The organism is Plantimonas leprariae, assembly GCF_008802405.1.
In the GTDB taxonomy this organism is placed as follows: domain Bacteria; phylum Pseudomonadota; class Alphaproteobacteria; order Rhizobiales; family Rhizobiaceae; genus Plantimonas; species Plantimonas leprariae.
Window position 1 is genome coordinate 112,335 of sequence record NZ_VZDO01000012.1, and the last position, 15,543, is coordinate 127,877.

Here is a 15,543-nt window from a genome sequence, read left to right on the forward strand (position 1 = left end):
GCCCCTCCGGTATCGCGACGACGCCGCGATACCGGCAAGCGCGCCTTCGCTCACTTAGCGGGTTTGTATAGCTGATCGAAGATGCCGCCGTCTCCGAAATGCTGCGGCTGCGCCTTTTCCCAGCCGCCGAAGATCGGATCGCGGATCGTCACGAGATCGAGCTTCGGGAAGCGCGCCACGTCCTCCGGGTCGGCGTCCTCGGGCTTGGAGGGCCGGTAGAAGTTCTTCGCGGCGATCTTCTGGCCTTCCGGCGAGTAGAGGTACTGGAGGTAGGCCTCCGCCACCTTGCGCGTGCCCTTGGCGTCGACGTTCTTGTCGACCACCGCCACCGGCGGCTCGGCCACGATGGAGAGCGAAGGCACGACGATGTCGAACTCGTCGTCGCCGAGCTCGTTCAGCGTCAGAAACGCCTCGTTCTCCCAGGCGATGAGCACGTCGCCGATGCCGCGCTGGGTGAAGGTCGTCGTGGCGCCCCGCGCGCCGGAGTCCAGCACCGGCACGTGGCGGAAGAGGTTCGCGACGTAGTCCTTCGTCTTCGCCTCGTCGCCGCCGTTCTGCTTCGCCGCCCAGGCCCAGGCCGCGAGATAGTTCCAGCGCGCCCCGCCGGAGGTCTTCGGGTTCGGCGTGATGACCTGGACGTCGTCCTTCACGAGGTCGCCCCAGTCCTTGATGCCCTTCGGGTTGCCTTCGCGCACGAGGAACACGATCGTCGACGTGTAGGGCGTCGAATGGTTCGGCAGGCGGTCCAGCCAGTCCGACTTGATGATGCCATTCTTCGCGATGGCGTCGATGTCGGCCTGCAGCGCCAGCGTCACCACGTCGGCGTCTAGCCCGTCGATCACGGAGCGCGCCTGCGCGCCCGAGCCGCCATGCGACTGGCGCACCGTGACGCTCTCGCCGCCCTCTTTCTCCCAATAATTGGAAAAGGCCTTGTTGAAGGCCTTGTAGAGCTCGCGCGTCGGGTCGTACGAGACGTTGAGGATCGTCTGGTCGGCGGCGAGCGCCGGCTGGGCCACAAACAGCGCCAGCGCCGCTGCGGCGAGCAGTCTCGTTGCGATTCGTTTCACGTGGGGTCTCCTGAACGGTTCAGGCATCCTCGACGAGGCGACGGGAAGGAACCAGTTGGACTTGGTTCGAAGTCTACCGCTTTCGTAGAATTTCGTATCAACGGAAAGCTAGGCGGCGAAACGAGCCGTTCCATCACCGGTCGTTCGCCGCGGAAGCGTTAGCGTCCCGATCGCGAAGCCGATATGAAACGCGTCTCGGGCCCGGCCACGAAGCCGGACACGCGCAGCGGAGGCCGGAATGCGGGTCGCGTCGATCGGTGAGTGCATGGTGGAACTGCGCGAGCGGCCGGACGGCACGCTGACGCGCGGCTTCGGCGGCGACACGCTGAACACCGCCGTATACCTCGCGCGTCTCGGCATACCGGTCGACTACGTCACGGCGCTCGGCGACGACGCGTGGAGCGACGAGATGCTGGCGGCCTGGGGCGCGGAGGGCGTCAGCACGGGGTTCGTGCAGCGGTTGCCGAGCCGTCTGCCCGGCCTCTACATCATCCAGACGGACGCGAAAGGCGAGCGCCGCTTCTCTTACTGGCGCGATTCCGCGGCGGCACGCCGGCTCTTCGACCACATTGAGCCGGACGCGCTGGACCCGTTCGACCTCGTCTACGTCTCCGGCATCACGCTCTCGATCTACGATCCGCCGTCGCGGGAGAAGCTGTTCGCGATGCTGGACCGGGTGCAAAACCGCGGCGGGCGCGTCGCTTTCGACACCAACTTCCGGCCGCGCGGCTGGCCGGACAAAGCGGTCGCGGCCGAACTCTACACGCGGATGTTCCGGAGCGCCGACATCGTGCTCGCCTCCGTCGAGGACCTGACGCTGCTGCACGGCGAAGTGGGCGAGGCGGAACTATTGCGCCACGCCGTGGGCAAGGAGATCGTCCTCAAGCTCGACCAACCCGCCTGCCGGGTGTTGCACGAGGAGACCGAGGCGATGGTCGAAGCCGCGCCCGTCTCGAACGTCGTCGACACCACTGCGGCCGGCGACAGCTTCGCGGCCGCCTATCTCGCCTCCCGGCTGCGCGGGGTCCCGCCGAAGGAAGCCGCCCGCGCCGGCCACGACCTCGCCGGCATCGTCGTCGGCCATCCCGGCGCGATCGTGCCGCGCGAGGCGACGGGTGCGGTCAGGTGACCGCGCCGAGCTGCCAGGGCACGAACTCATTGTCGCCGTAATCGTAGATCTCGCTTTGCGTCTTCTCGCCGGACGCGACGGCGAGGAGCTTCTCGAACATCGCCGCGCCGGCCGCTTCGATCGTCTCGCGGCCGGTGACGATGCCGCCGCAGTTGACGTCCATGTCGTCGCTCATGTGCTCGTACATGGCGTCGTTGGTCGCCACCTTGATCGTCGGCACCGGCTTCCAGCCGGAGACCGAGCCTCGGCCGGTGGTGAAGATCACCATGTTGCAGCCGCCAGCGATCTGGCCCGTCACGGCGACGGGGTCGTAGCCGGGCGTGTCCATGAACACGAAGCCGGTCTTCGTGATCGGCTCGGCATACTCGTAGACGGCTTCCAGCGGCATCGAGCCGCCCTTCGCCACCGCGCCGAGCGACTTCTCGAGGATGGTGGTGAGGCCGCCGGCCTTGTTGCCGTGCGAGGGGTTGTTGTTCAGCTCCGCCCCGTGCCGGGCGGTGTATTCGCGCCACCATTCGATCCGCCTCATCAGCTTCTCGGCGACGGCCGGCGTCACCGCGCGACGCGTCAGCAGGTGCTCCGCGCCGTAGATCTCCGGCGTCTCGGCGAGGCAGGACGTGCCGCCGTGCCGAACCAAGAGGTCGGAGCAGATCCCCAGCGCCGGGTTGGCGGAGATGCCGGAATAACCGTCCGAGCCGCCGCATTCGAGCGCGAGCTTCAGGCCGGACAGCGGCTGCGCCGTCCGCTCCGCCGCGTTCACCTGCGGCAGCATCTCGCCGATGATCGCCGCCGCGGTCTCCACGGTCTTCCGCGTGCCGCCGAGCTGCTGGATCGTCATCGTCCGGAGCAGCGGCCCCTCGTCGAGGCCGTATTTCTCGGTGATCGCCGAGATTTGGTTCGTCTCGCAGCCGAGCCCGATCATCAGGATCGCGCCGAAGTTCGGGTTCTTCGCGTAGCCGGAAAGCGTGCGGGTCAGGTAGGTGTAGCCCTCCGTCTGCAGCCCTAGCGCGCAGCCCTGCCCGTGCGTCAGCGCCACGACCCCGTCGACGTTCGGGAAGCCGTCGAGCCCGCCGCGCCGGTTGAAATGGTCGGCGATCGCCCGCGACACCGTCGCCGAGCAGTTCACCGACGATACGATGCCGATGTAGTTGCGCGTTCCCACCTGCCCGTCGGCGCGCAGATACCCCTGGAAGGTCCGGCGCTCGCTTTCCGGGAACAGCGGCGTCTGCCGGCCGTCGCTGGCGAAACGGTGCTCGGCCGCCGAGTCCTGCATCGCGAGGTTCTGCAGGTGGACGTGCTCGCCGGGCTCGATCACCCGCGAGGCGTGGCCGATGGCCTGCCCGTACTTCGTCACGGTCTCGTCCGGCTCGATCCGGCGCAGCGCCACCTTGTGGCCGCTTGGGATCGCGTCCCGCGCCCGGATGCCGCCGGTACCGATCGGCTCGCCGGCCGCGATCGGCTGGCGGGCGACGGCGACGTTGTCGTGGGGGTGGAGGCGGATGGTCGGCGAAACGGCTTCGAGCACGGACATGGCGGTGATGGACTCCCGGCCTCAAGCGGCCTCGTAGGCGGTGACAGTCCGCGCGGCACCCTTCTCGCGCAAGTCATGCAGCCGGGCGAGAACGGTGCGGCGGAAAGCGTGCGACGCCGGCAGATCGGTGCCGAAGACTTGGGCGAATCCAAGATAGTTATCAAGGATGTCGCCGGGGTTTTCGAGCTGCGCCGTCGCGGCGGCGATGCGGCCGGCCAGCGGGTCGCGCACGTCGATCGCGCCGCCCTTCTCGTCGCGGCCGCGGGCGTAGATCATCCAGGCCGCGAGGCCGAGCGCCAGCCGGTCGAACGGCAGCCCCGCCTTCAGCCGGTCGCGGATCGTGCCGAGCAGGCGCTGCGGCACCTTCTGGGAACCGTCCATCGCGATCTGCCAGGTGCGGTGGCGCAGCGCCGGATTGCGGAACCGCGCGACGAGTTCGGCCTGATAGGCGGCAAGGTCGAAGCCGGGGAGCGCGGGCAGCGTCGGGCCGGCCTCCTCCCGCATCAGCCCTTCCACCAGAGGCGCGAAGCCGGGCGCGGCCATCGTCTCCGCCACCGTCTCATAGCCGGCGAGATAGCCGAGATAGGCGAGCGTCGAGTGCGAACCGTTGAGGAGCCGAAGCTTCATCAATTCGAACGGCGCGACATCCGCGACGAAGGTCGCGCCGCTGGCCGCCCAGTCCGGCCGGCCGTTCGGGAAGCGGTCCTCGATCACCCATTGCGAGAAGGGCTCGGTCATCACCGGCCACGCGTCCCGAACCCCGAGGGCGTTCGCGACGAGGTCGCGGTCGGCATCGGTGGTGGCCGGCACGATGCGGTCGATCATCGTGGACGGACAGGCGACCTCGCCCGCCGCATAGGCGCCGAGATCGGGGTCGCGGAGCGTCGCGAAGCGCCGGAAGACGCGCGCCAGCGTCTCGCCGTTCGCCGCGAGGTTGTCGCAGGAAAGGAGCGTCAGCGCCGGCAGGCCAGCGGCGCGGCGGCGCGCCGTCGCTTCCGCGAGGAAGCCGACCGCCGTCCGCGGCGCTCCCGGGTTCGCCAGATCGTGCTCGATGTCGGAATGGGCCTCGTCGAGTTCGCCCGTCGCCGGATGGTGGCAGTAGCCCTTCTCGGTGACGGTCAGCGAGGCGATGCGCGCTTCTGGGTCTGCGAGGGCCGCCAGCACAGCTTCAGGATTTTCCGGCGCGACGAGGCTCTGGCGGATGCCGCCGACTACCTGGAACCGGTCGCCCTCCCCGTTCCGCACCGCGACGGTGTAGAGCCCGTCCTGCGGCTCCAGCGCGTCGCGGGTGTCGGGGCTCCGCAGCGACACGCCGACCGTGCCCCAGCGCGCGTCGCCGGCTTCGAGCGAGCGTTCCGTATAGACCGTCTGATGCGCGCGGTGGAACGCGCCGAGGCCGAGATGCACGATGCCGTTCGCGAGGCCGGCCCGGTCGTAGCGCGGCCGCTCAATCGTCTCGGGCAGGTCGTGGAGCGTGGCGTCGGAAAGGCGGTCCATCGTCAATGTGCCGGCTCCTGCTTGGACCTCGCGACGATCTGCGTCGGGTTGACGAACTGCAGCGCCAATATCAGCCAGAACAAGGTCGTGATCATATAGACCACCGCCATCGCGTCGATCGACTGCGCCGCCCGGACGCCCGAGGCGAAGACCGCGTAGTAGAGCGAGACGACCAGCGTCTGGCTCGTCGGCCCGGCGACGAGGAAGGTCAGCTCGAACATCGCGATGGTGCGGACCAGCACGAGCAGCAGCGCCGCCAGCATGCCCGGCACGAGGAGCGGCAGGAGGATGCGCACGAACAGGCTCCACGTTCCCGCGCCGAAGACGCGCGCTGCCGCCTCGACCCGTGGGTCGATCTGCTCGATGAAAGGGATCATCACCAGCACCACGAAGGGGATCGAGGGCACGAGGTTGATGAGTACGACGCCGGTCAGCGTGCCGCCGAGCCCGGCCTGATAGAGCAGCGTCGCCAGCGGGATGCCGTAGGTCAGCGGCGGCACCAGCAGCGGCAGGAGGAACAGGAGCACCGCAAAGCGCTTGCCAGGGAAGTCGCGGCGCGCCAGCGCGTAGGCCGCCGTCACCCCGATGATGCCTGAGATCAGCGTCACCGCGAACACGGCTTGGAACGTGACGAAGAGCACGTCGGAAAGCTGGAACTCGCGCCAGGCGCTCGCGTACCACCGCGTCGTGTAGCCCGTCGGCAGCGCCGTACCGGACCAGCGGCGCGCAAAGGAGTTCAGCACCACCGTCGCGACGACGCCGACGAGATTCAGGACGAAGAGCGCCGTGACCGCCCAAACGGCGAAACGCCAGAGCTTCGATAGGAGACCGGTGTTGCGGATCATCCCTTCGTCCCCCCGGTCGGTCCGCGGTAGAACAGCCGCCGCAGCGCGAGCACGGCCACGACCACCAGAAGCTGCACCAGCGCCATCAGGATCGCGATCGCGGAGCCAAAGGAATGGTCGTAGGCCTCGAAGGCCGCGCTGTAGGCGGCGATCGACATGACACGGGTCGGCCCCGCCGGTGCGCCGAGCAGCACGGCGGACGGAAACACCGCGAAGGCCTGGACGAAGCTCAGACAGAAGGTGACGGCGAGGCCCGGCACGAGGAGCGGCAGGAAGACGTGGAGGAAGCGCTTCCGCGCATTGGCGCCGAGCGTCGCGCCGGCCTGCTCGATCGCCGGATCGATGCCGGTGACGTAGGAGAGCGTCAGCAGGAACGAGAACGGGAAGCCGGTGATCAGCAGCGAGGCGAAGACGCCCCAGTAGTTGTTGGTCAGCCGAAGCGGCCGGTCGATCAGGTGGAGGAAGACGAGCGTCTGGTTGAACCAGCCGCGCGGCCCAAGGAAGTTCAGGAGGCCTTCGGCGACGAGCACGGTGCCGAGCGTGATCGGCAGGACGAGGATCGTCGTCAGAAGACGCTGTCGGCGCATCAGGCGCACGCGCATCGCGATCGGCACCGCGAGCGCGAGGTTCAACACTGTCACCGGCAGCGCGAGCCAGAGCGTCGCCGCGATCGTGTCGCGCTGGAACGGGTCGGCGAAGAAGCGCTGGTAGTTCGCGTACCACGCGCCGCCGTCCTTGGGCGTCAGCGAGTCGACGAGGCCGTACGCGAACGGGTAGATGAACAGGCCGAGGATCGCGACGAGCCCCGGCAGAAGGAGCAGCGTCGTCGCGTCGAAGCCGCGCGCGGCGAGCCGCAGCCGCAGCGACGGCGTCGCGGCGGCTTCGCCCGGATGCGCCAGCGCCGTCATGCGCCGGTCGCCGGGAAGAGCAGCGTCCGGTCGGGCGCGGGAACCAGCGTAACCGTCTCGCCGGCGCGGTGCGAGCGGTCGGAGCGGAAGTAGAGCGTCTCGCCGCCACCCGTTTCCGCCATGCCGAAGAAGGCGCGGCCGCGATATTCGGTCGAGACGACGCGCGCCGCGATCCCCTCGCCCGAACCGGCGACGAGGTCTTCCGGTCGGATCGACACCGTCACCGGCCCCTCGCCTGCGGGTCCGCGCACCGGGAAGCTCCCGCCGCCGGCTTCGACGCGGAAGCCGCCGTGCGCGGTACCGCGCAAACGATTGCGAAAGCCCATGAAGTCGGCGACGTCCGGGTCGGCCGGCCGCTCGTAGAGGTCTTCCGGCGTGCCGATCTGCCGGATGCGCCCGCCGCTCATCACGACGATCCGGTCGGCGAGCGACAGCGCCTCGTCCTGATCGTGCGTCACGTAGATCGTGGTGGAGCCGATCTTGTCGTGGATGCCGCGGATCTCGGCGCGCATCTCGAGGCGCAGTTTCGCGTCGAGGTTCGACAGCGGCTCGTCCATCAACACAACCGGCGGTCGGATCACCACCGCCCGCGCGATCGCGACGCGCTGCTGCTGGCCGCCGGACAGTTGCCCCGGCAGCTTGTCGATCTGGTCCTCCAGCCGCACCAGCGCCAGCGCGGCGCGGATGCGCTCTTCCGCATCCGCCTTCGAGACGCCGCGCATGGCGAGGCCGAAGCCGACGTTGCGGCGGACCGACAGGTGCGGGAACAGCGCGTAGCTCTGGAACACCATGCCGAAGCCGCGCTTCTCCGGCGTCAGCTCGTCGATGCGCCGGCCGTCGAGCCGGATTTCGCCGCCGGTCAGCGCGAGCAAGCCGGCGATGCAGTTCAGCGCCGTCGACTTGCCGCAGCCGGAGGGACCCAGCAGCGCGATGAACTCGCCTTTCCGGATCGACAGGTCGATGCCGTCCAGCGCGTTGAACGTGCCGAAGGCGCGCCGGAGCCCGACGAGTTCCAGGGCGCCCGTCGCCTTGTCCGGCACCAGCGCGGCCGGCTCCGGACGGTCCATCACCGCAGCTTCCATGCGTCTCTCTCCGCGCGCGGCGCGTTACTTCTTCGCCGCGCCGATCTGCTCGTCCCACATGCGGAAGGCCGTCACGATCTGGGCGGCGTCGAGCGGGGTTTCGAGCGGATTATTCGCGATCAACTGGTCGTATTCCGGCCGGCCGAACTCGCCGATCGCGTCCTGGCTGTCCTGCGGGGCCATGTCGAGCGTGACGTTCTTCACCGCCGGGCCCGGATAGAAGTAGCCCTCGTCGTAGGCATAGGCCTGCGCTTCCGGCTGCAGCATGTAGCTCATCAGGTCTAGGAGCACGCCGAGCTTCTCCTCCGAGACGCCCTTCGGCACCACCATGTAGTGGGCGTCGGTCACCCAGTGGAAGCCTTCCAGCGTGCCGATCTTCGCCTCTTCCGGCACGGTGCCGAGGACGCGCGGATTGATGTCCCAGCCGGTGGTGGTGATGACGATGTCGCGGGTGCCCTCGCCGAACTCGCGCATGGTCTGCGTCGTGCCGGTGGCGTAGTACTCGATGTTCTCGCCGAGCGCCTTCAGGTATTCCCAGGTCTTCGCCCAGCCCTTCGCCGGGTCGCGCGGGTCGCTATCTTTCAGGATGTACGGCAGGCCCATGAGGAAGGTGCGGCCGGGGCCGGAATTGGTGGGCCGGGCGTAGATCAGCTTGTTCGGGTTCTGCTTCGTCCAGTCGAGCAGTTCCTGCGCGGTCTTCGGCGGCGTCGGCGTCCGGTCCGGCATGTATTCGATCAGCGGGCCGGACGGGTAGTAGCTGACGACGACGCCGTGGTCCTTGGCGATCGCCTGCATCTTGAACGCCTGCGGCAGGAGCACGTCAGCCAAGTTCGGCAGCTTGCCCGCCTGCGGCTTCAGGTCGGTCCAGAGGTCGAGGTCGAGACCGGCGGACAGCGCGTCCGTGCCGGTGAGGACGAGGTCGATGTCGACGCTGCCGGCCTTCTGCTGCGCCTGCAGCTTCGCCGGCAGCTCCGGCGCCGGCGCCTTGGTGAAGGCGATGCGGGCGACCATGTCGGGTTTCGCCTTGGCGTAGGCCTCCATCGCGCCTTGCGTCAGCGCGAGGTTGCCGGCGACGTCGGCGACGGTGAGCGTCACCGGCGAGGCCGGCTTCGCGGCTTGCGCGAAGGCACGCCGCCCAATGAGGCCGGTCGCGGCGAGGCCGGCGGTGCCGGCGAGAATGCCCCTGCGGTTGATCTTCATTGCATCGTCCTCCCCTGGCGCGCTCCCGGCGCCCTCTTGTTCAAAGCCGATAGGCGCGCTTCGCCAGCCCGTAGGCGAGGTCGCGCGCCACCTCGTGCGCCTCGTCCTCGTCCAGCCGGCCGTCGGCGACGAGCGTCGCCAGGAACGCGCAGTCGGCGCGCCGGGCCATGTCGTGCCGGGCAGGGATCGACAGGTAGGCGCGCGTGTCGTCGTTGAAGCCGACCGTATTGTAAAAGCCGGCCGTCTCGGTGGTCAGCTCGCGGAACCGGCGCATGCCCTCCGGGCTGTCGAAGAACCACCAGGGCGGACCGAGCCTGAGCGCCGGGTAGTGGCCGGCGAGCGGCGCCAGTTCGCGTCCGTAGGACGTCTCGTCCAGCGTGAAGAGGATCACCGTCACCGCCGGGTCGTTGCCGACCTCGGCGAGCAGGGGTTTCAACGCCTCGACGTAATCCGTCGGGCGCGGGATGTCGCCGCCCTTGTCGGGGCCGAAGCCCTTGAACACCGCCGGGTTGTGGTTGCGGTCGGAGCCGGGATGGATCTGCATCACGAGCCCGTCGTCGCGGCTCATTCGTGCCATCTCGGTCAGCATCTGGGCGCGGAACAGCTCGGCGTCGGCCGGGCTCGCCTCGCCCTTCGCCACCCGCTGGAACAGTTGCCCGGCCTCGGCTTCCGACAGGTTCGCGGTCCGCGCGGAGGGGTGGCCGTGATCGGTCGCCGTCGCACCGCGCGCCTTGAAGTATTCGCGCTTCGCCCGGTGCGCCGCGAGATAGCCGGCATAGTTCATCGCCTCGCCTGCTTCGCTGACGAACCGCGGCAGCGCATCAGCGAAACCGGCGCGCTCGGGATCGACCACGCCGTCCGGCCGATAGGTCGGCAGGACGCGGCCCTTCCAGCCGGAGGCGTGGATCGCGTCGTGGTACTTCAGGTCGTCCGTCGCCGCGTCGGTGGTCGAGATCGCCTCGATGCGGAAGCGCTCGTAGAGCGCGCGCGGGCGCATGTCCGCTTCGCCGAGCCGGCCGGCGATCGTGTCGTAGATACGGTCGGCGTTCGCCGGGCCGAGCCGTTCCGTCACGCCGAAGATCGTCTCCAGCGAGTATTCGAACCAGTAGCGCGTCGGCGTGCCGCGGAAGAGGTGGTAGTGCTCGGCGAAGAGACGCCAGATCGCGCGTCCGTCCGTCTCGGCGCGGCGGCCGCCTGCGTCCGGCACGCCGAGCTGTTCCAGCGGCACGCCCTGGCTGTAGAGCATGCGGAAGACGTAGTGGTCCGGCACCACGAACAGCTCGGCCGGATCGCCGAAGGGCGCGTCCTCGGCGTACCAGCGCGGCTCGGTATGGCCGTGTGGCGAGATGATCGGCAGCGTCTCGACGCCCGCATGAAGCCGGCGGGCGAGCGTCCTCGCCTCCGGCTCGATCGGAAACAGCCGATCCGGGTTCAATGCCATGCGTGCCGTCCCGCCATGCAGCTTTCCACGGCACTTGCCGCGAAGCGTCCGCTGTCGTAACAACTGGTATATTAGAATGTCAATCGGGAGCGCAGTGGCATCGTGTCGACGGTCGGGGGGAGACGACGGGTCCTGGGGCGTCCCGCGGTCGGAATGGCGCGGCCGACGACCGGTTCGGACCGCGTCTATGCCGCGCTCCACGCCGACATCGTCGGCATGGTCCTGCCGCCCGGCGCGCTTTTGCAGGACAAGGCGCTGGCGGAGCGATTCGGCCTCAGCCGCACCCCGATCCGCGAGGCGCTGATCCGCCTCGAGAACGCCGGTCTTGTCGAGATCTTTCCGCAGTCCGGCACCTTCGTGTCGCGCGTACCGATGGATTCGATCCCGGAAGGCGTCGCCATCCGCAAGGCGCTGGAAGGCCTCGCGGTCGAGGCGGCGGCGGCGCGCATCACGTCCGAGCGGCTCGCCGAACTCGACCGGACCATCGTGCGGCAGCGGGTCGTCGCGGCGCTCGGCGACACGCGCGAGTTCCACGAGGCCGACGAGGCCTTTCACGAAGCGCTGGCCCGCATTTCCGGCTATCCGACGGTCTGGAAGCTCGCCTGCCAGGCGAAGGTGCAGGTCGACCGCGCCCGCCGCCTGACCTTGCCGGCGCATGGGCGCATGGATCAGGTCATCGCCGAGCACCTGACGGTGCGCGACGCGATCGCGCGCGGCGATGCGGCAAGCGCCAAGGCGGCGATGGCCGACCATCTCGGCAAAGTGATCCTCGACGTGGAGCGGCTGAGCTGCGACCACCCCGAATACTTCGTCTGACGGAGACAGCGATGCGTGAAGGCTGGAGATGGTTCGGACCGAAGGCGGGCGTGCCGCTCGACCACGTCCGGCAGGCGGGGGCGAGCGACATCGTTTCCTCGCTGCACGAGGTGCCGATCGGCGACCCCTGGACGACGGAAGCCGTTTCCGAGCGGAAGAGTCTGATCGAGAACGCGCCGGCCGGGCGCGCGCCGCTGCGCTGGAGCGTCGTCGAGAGCATCCCGATCCCCGACCGCGTGAAGCGCGAGGGCAGCGCGGCCAAGCGCGAGATCGACGCCTGGATCGCCAGCCTCGAAGCGGTCGCCGCGAACGACATCCCGATCATCTGCTACAACTTCATGCCGGTGGTGGACTGGTGCCGCACCGACCTCGACTACGAGACGCCGACCGGCTCCACCGCGATGCGCTTCGATCAGGACCGGTTCGCCGCCTTCGACCTCCATATCCTGCAGCGCGAGGGCGTGGAGGCCGACTATTCCGACGACGACCGCAGCCGAGCCCGGGCCGTGTTCGAGGCGATGGACGAGACGGCCGTCGCCGAACTCACCCGCAACATCGCGAGCGCCCTGCCCGGCTCGACCACCGAGCCGCTGACCATCCCCGCCTTCCGCGAGCGGCTGGCGATGTACCGCGATGTCGACGCCGTGCGGCTCCGCCGACACCTGATCGAGTTCCTCGAACGCGTCGCGCCGGTGGCAGAGGCGAAGGGCGTGAAGCTGACGATCCATCCTGACGATCCGCCGCGGCCGCTGTTCGGGCTGCCGCGCGTCGCCTCGACGGCGGCGGACTTCGCCGCGCTGTTCGACGCGGTCCCGTCGCCCGCCAACGGCCTCTGCTTCTGCACCGGCAGCCTCGGGGTGCGCGCCGACAACGACCTGCCGGCGATCGTCCGGCGCTTCGCGTCACGCATCCATTTCGCGCATCTCCGGGCGACGCTCAGGGAAAGCGATCCTCGGAGCTTCCATGAATCGGCGCATCTCGACGGCGATGTCGACATGGTGGCGGTCCTGCGCGAACTCGTCGCCGAGGACCGCAAGCGCGCGGAGCCGGACAGGATCGTCTTCCGCTCTGACCACGGCCAGCGGATGCTGGACGACCTGACGAAGACGGTGACGCCCGGCTACCCTTCGATCGGTCGGCTTCGGGGCCTCGCCGAGCTGCGCGGCGTCATCCGCGCGCTCGAACACGCGGCGTGATGCGTCGGGGGATCAGTAGTACGGGTCGTAATACTCGTCGTCGCGCGGCGCCGGCGCATAGCGTCTGACTGCGCGCGGCCGTCCGTCCTCGTCCGTCCATTGCGGCCGGCGGATGACGACGGGGCCGTCGTCGCGGTCGTAGCGCGTTCCCTCGTCGAGCCAGTCCGGGTCGCGGTCCTGCGCCGCCTCGCGACGCTCGACCTGCCGCGTTGCGACCCCACGATCGCGCCGCTCCGGCATCCGGTCGACGAGGAAGGACGAGTGGATCCAGCCGCTGCCGTTCGGCCCGCGGACCTCGCACCATTCGTCGCATCGGCCGACGGACACCGGGGTGCCCTGCTTGAGCGTGCCGAGCTCGCGCCCGTGCGGGCCGGCGCGCAGCGTCACGTTGCGCAGGATCACCGCGCCGCGCCCGCCCCGGTCGGCGGCGGGAGCAGCAGGCTCGTCGCGCGGTGGCTCGGGCTGCGCCGGCGGCGGGGCGAGCGAGGCGACCTGCTTCTCGTCCGACACGGCCGGCCGCGGCGGCTCCGGCCGAGGGGTCGGAACCACCGTCGCTACCTCCGGCTCCGCCGATGCTTCCGCGGCGGCGGGTGGCGCGGCTTCTTCCGCTGCCGGCGCATCCGTCACGGCCGGGGCGTCCTCTACCGCCTCGGCGGGCGCGTCGCTCGAAGCGGCTGGCGCTGGCTCGTCAGGCTTTGCAGGCTGCTTCGGCTCGACCGACGCCACCTTCACGGGCGGCTTCGCCGGCTGGGCATCCGCTACCGTGGTGTCCGAAGCTGCAGGTTTGGCATCGGGGAGCAGCAGGTAGAGCGGCACCGCGCCGCCGACGATCACCGTGGCGCAGAGCACCGGGATCGCCACGATCCAGACCGCCGTGCGGATCAGCGCCCGCTTCCATGGCGAGGCCTCCGCGCGTCCGCCGGAGGGTGAACGCCGCTTTCCCGTCGCATTCATTTCGCCGACTCCCGTCGCGTTCGCCACCATAACGCTTCGAACGGCGCTTGGTGTTCCGTCCGCCCCCGGTGACCCGCTCCGCCCGGAATGCGGCACGAGGAAGGCTGAAGGGCCAGGCCGCTCGTTCGAAGGCCGGATAAGCGCTATCACGATGCGGAAACGGGAGGACGACGCGTGAAGAAGCTGATCAACGATCCGGCCGCCGTGGTGGACGACATGCTCCGCGGCCTCACGCTGGCGCATGACGGGCTGACGCGGCTCGACGGCGAGCAGGTGATCGTGCGCGCCGACATCGACACCTTCCGCGCGTCGGGCCAGGTCGCGCTGATCTCGGGCGGCGGCTCCGGCCACGAGCCGGCGCATGCCGGCTATGTCGGCTCCGGCATGCTGAGTGCGGCGGTCTGCGGCGAGGTCTTCACCTCGCCCTCGACCGACGCAGTCCTCGCCGCGATCCGCGCCGTCGCCTCGCCGGCGGGCGTGCTCCTGATCGTCAAGAACTATACCGGCGACCGGCTGAACTTCGGCCTCGCCGCCGAGATCGCCCGGACCGAGGGTACGCCGGTCGAGATGTTGATCGTCGACGACGACGCGGCGCTGGCCGGCGAGGACGAGACCGCCGGGCGGCGCGGCATCGCCGGCACCGTCTTCGTCCACAAGATCGCCGGAGCGGCCGCGGCGGAAGGCCGCCCGCTCGCCGAAGTGCACGCGGCGGCGGCGGGCGCGGTGGCGCGGCTCGCGACGATGGGCGTCGCGCTGACGCCCTGCACCGTGCCGGCCGCCGGCGTTCCCAGCTTCGCGCTCGGCGAGAGCGAAGTCGAGCTCGGGCTCGGTATTCACGGCGAGTCGGGCGTCCGGCGCGCGCCGCTGCAGCCGGCGGCGGAGCTGGTCGCGACCCTGATGGACACGATCCTCGCGGACCGGGCAAGCGGCGCCGAGCCGGTCGCACTCCTCGTCAATGGCCTCGGCGCGACGCCGCCGATGGAGCTGGCGATCGTCGCGGAAGCCGCGGTCCGGGCGGCGGAGGCGAAAGGGCGGAAGGTCGAGCGGCTGTTCGTCGGCACCTTCCTGTCGGCGCTCGACATGGCCGGCGCGTCGGTCTCCGCCCTCGCGCTCGGGCCCGAGATGCTCGCGCGGCTCGACGCGCCGACCGATGCGCCGGCCTGGCCGGGCCGCGGCTCGGAACCCTCGTCCGGGAGGCGGAGGACGGTCGCCGGCACGGCCGCGCCCCGGAGCATCGATGCGGACGACGACACCGGCGACGCCGAAGCCGCGCGACGGACGATCGACGCGATCCTCGCGGCGCTTGCGGCGGTGGAAGCGGCCGAGCCGGCGCTCACGGCGAACGACCGCGAGGTCGGCGACGGCGATCTCGGCATCAACCTCGCGCGCGGCGCGGCGGCGATCCGCGCCGAGATCGAGGGCTACCGCACGCTCTCCCCCGCCGCGATCCTCGCGCGGATGTCGGCGACGCTGCGCCGCGTCGTCGGCGGCACGTCCGGCGCGCTCTACGCAGTGATGCTGCTTCGAGCCGGCGCGGCGCTGGACGGGATCGCCGCGCCGGCTAAAGCCGACTGGGCGCACGCGGCCCGCGCCGGCGTGGACGCAGTGGCCGCCCTCGGGGACGCGAAGCTCGGCGACCGCACCATGCTCGACGCGCTGCTGCCCGCCGTCGAACGGCTCGAAGCCGGCGGTTCCGATGCACTCGCGCGAGGCGCCCGGGCGGCGCGCGAGGGTGCCGAAGCCACCGCCGGCTTGCGGCCCCGGCGCGGCCGCTCCAGTTATCTCGGCGACCGCGCGGTCGGGCGTCCCGATCCCGGCGCGGAAGCCGTCGCTGTCTGGCTCGGCGCGGTGGCGGATACTCTCGCGAAGCGGTGAGT

13 protein-coding genes are annotated in these 15,543 nt (G+C 70.1%); 4 read left to right on the top strand and 9 right to left on the bottom strand.

What is annotated here, in order from left to right; genetic code table 11:
• Positions 1–50: 50 nt before the first annotated feature.
• On the bottom strand, positions 51–1,094 hold the full coding sequence (locus tag F6X38_RS15185) for a sulfate ABC transporter substrate-binding protein (RefSeq protein WP_150971033.1): 1,044 nt from the start codon (positions 1,092–1,094) through the stop codon (positions 51–53).
• Positions 1,095–1,305: 211 nt separating this feature from the next.
• Between F6X38_RS15185 and F6X38_RS15190 the strand changes: the two genes are divergently transcribed.
• Positions 1,306–2,196 carry a sugar kinase gene (locus tag F6X38_RS15190; RefSeq protein ID WP_150971035.1) on the top strand — a complete coding sequence of 297 codons (891 nt, stop codon included), beginning with the start codon at positions 1,306–1,308 and terminating at the stop codon, positions 2,194–2,196.
• On the opposite strand, the gene F6X38_RS15195 is transcribed toward F6X38_RS15190, so the two are convergent.
• Genes F6X38_RS15195 through uxaC form a run of 7 tightly spaced genes read right to left on the bottom strand, consistent with a single transcriptional unit; the run spans position 2,189 to position 10,700 of the window.
• The gene (locus F6X38_RS15195; RefSeq protein ID WP_150971037.1) at positions 2,189–3,727 is read right to left on the bottom strand and encodes a UxaA family hydrolase; all 1,539 of its coding nucleotides are present in this window, start codon (positions 3,725–3,727) and stop codon (positions 2,189–2,191) included. The genes F6X38_RS15190 and F6X38_RS15195 overlap by 8 nt on opposite strands.
• 21 nt (positions 3,728–3,748) lie before the next feature.
• Positions 3,749–5,224 (bottom strand): mannitol dehydrogenase family protein, encoded by a 1,476-nt coding sequence (locus F6X38_RS15200; protein WP_150971039.1) that lies wholly within the window; start codon positions 5,222–5,224, stop codon positions 3,749–3,751.
• A gap of 2 nt (positions 5,225–5,226) precedes the next feature.
• A complete protein-coding gene (locus F6X38_RS15205; RefSeq protein ID WP_150971042.1) occupies positions 5,227–6,069 on the bottom strand; it encodes an ABC transporter permease in 843 nt (280 codons plus the stop codon).
• Entirely contained in the window at positions 6,066–6,977 is a 912-nt protein-coding gene (locus F6X38_RS15210) for an ABC transporter permease (RefSeq protein WP_150971044.1), read from the bottom strand. The genes F6X38_RS15205 and F6X38_RS15210 overlap by 4 nt, the downstream gene beginning before the upstream one ends.
• Positions 6,974–8,044, bottom strand: a complete 1,071-nt coding sequence (locus F6X38_RS15215; RefSeq protein ID WP_150971143.1) for an ABC transporter ATP-binding protein — start codon at positions 8,042–8,044, stop codon at positions 6,974–6,976. Before F6X38_RS15215 ends, F6X38_RS15210 begins: the two co-directional genes overlap by 4 nt.
• Before the next feature lie 39 nt (positions 8,045–8,083).
• Positions 8,084–9,259, bottom strand: a complete 1,176-nt coding sequence (locus F6X38_RS15220) for an extracellular solute-binding protein (RefSeq protein WP_150971046.1) — start codon at positions 9,257–9,259, stop codon at positions 8,084–8,086.
• 40 nt (positions 9,260–9,299) lie between these two features.
• Complete coding sequence (gene uxaC / locus F6X38_RS15225) at positions 9,300–10,700, bottom strand: glucuronate isomerase (RefSeq protein WP_150971047.1); 1,401 nt, start codon at positions 10,698–10,700, stop codon at positions 9,300–9,302.
• 153 nt (positions 10,701–10,853) lie between these two features.
• On the opposite strand from uxaC, the gene F6X38_RS15230 reads away from it, so the two are divergent.
• Together F6X38_RS15230 and uxuA are read left to right on the top strand one after the other, a co-directional pair.
• Positions 10,854–11,516 (top strand): GntR family transcriptional regulator, encoded by a 663-nt coding sequence (locus F6X38_RS15230; protein ID WP_150971049.1) that lies wholly within the window; start codon positions 10,854–10,856, stop codon positions 11,514–11,516.
• 11 nt (positions 11,517–11,527) lie between these two features.
• Complete coding sequence (gene uxuA, locus F6X38_RS15235) at positions 11,528–12,712, top strand: mannonate dehydratase (RefSeq protein WP_150971051.1); 1,185 nt, start codon at positions 11,528–11,530, stop codon at positions 12,710–12,712.
• Positions 12,713–12,724: 12 nt separating this feature from the next.
• On the opposite strand, the gene F6X38_RS15240 is transcribed toward uxuA, so the two are convergent.
• A complete protein-coding gene (locus F6X38_RS15240; protein ID WP_150971053.1) occupies positions 12,725–13,666 on the bottom strand; it encodes an SH3 domain-containing protein in 942 nt (313 codons plus the stop codon).
• A gap of 174 nt (positions 13,667–13,840) precedes the next feature.
• On the opposite strand from F6X38_RS15240, the gene dhaL reads away from it, so the two are divergent.
• On the top strand, positions 13,841–15,541 hold the full coding sequence (gene dhaL, locus F6X38_RS15245) for a dihydroxyacetone kinase subunit DhaL (protein WP_150971055.1): 1,701 nt from the start codon (positions 13,841–13,843) through the stop codon (positions 15,539–15,541).
• The last annotated feature ends 2 nt before the right edge of the window (positions 15,542–15,543 follow it).

Coding starts and splice junctions, on each gene's coding strand:
- F6X38_RS15215 (WP_150971143.1), bottom strand. CDS start 8,044: ATGGACCGTCCGGAGCCGGCCGCGCTGGTGCCGGACAAGGCGACGGGC.
- F6X38_RS15200 (WP_150971039.1), bottom strand. CDS start 5,224: ATGGACCGCCTTTCCGACGCCACGCTCCACGACCTGCCCGAGACGATT.
- F6X38_RS15185 (WP_150971033.1), bottom strand. CDS start 1,094: ATGCCTGAACCGTTCAGGAGACCCCACGTGAAACGAATCGCAACGAGA.
- F6X38_RS15195 (WP_150971037.1), bottom strand. CDS start 3,727: ATGTCCGTGCTCGAAGCCGTTTCGCCGACCATCCGCCTCCACCCCCAC.
- F6X38_RS15240 (WP_150971053.1), bottom strand. CDS start 13,666: ATGAATGCGACGGGAAAGCGGCGTTCACCCTCCGGCGGACGCGCGGAG.
- uxaC (WP_150971047.1), bottom strand. CDS start 10,700: ATGGCATTGAACCCGGATCGGCTGTTTCCGATCGAGCCGGAGGCGAGG.
- F6X38_RS15210 (WP_150971044.1), bottom strand. CDS start 6,977: ATGACGGCGCTGGCGCATCCGGGCGAAGCCGCCGCGACGCCGTCGCTG.
- F6X38_RS15205 (WP_150971042.1), bottom strand. CDS start 6,069: ATGATCCGCAACACCGGTCTCCTATCGAAGCTCTGGCGTTTCGCCGTT.
- F6X38_RS15220 (WP_150971046.1), bottom strand. CDS start 9,259: ATGAAGATCAACCGCAGGGGCATTCTCGCCGGCACCGCCGGCCTCGCC.
- F6X38_RS15190 (WP_150971035.1), top strand. CDS start 1,306: ATGCGGGTCGCGTCGATCGGTGAGTGCATGGTGGAACTGCGCGAGCGG.
- F6X38_RS15230 (WP_150971049.1), top strand. CDS start 10,854: ATGGCGCGGCCGACGACCGGTTCGGACCGCGTCTATGCCGCGCTCCAC.
- uxuA (WP_150971051.1), top strand. CDS start 11,528: ATGCGTGAAGGCTGGAGATGGTTCGGACCGAAGGCGGGCGTGCCGCTC.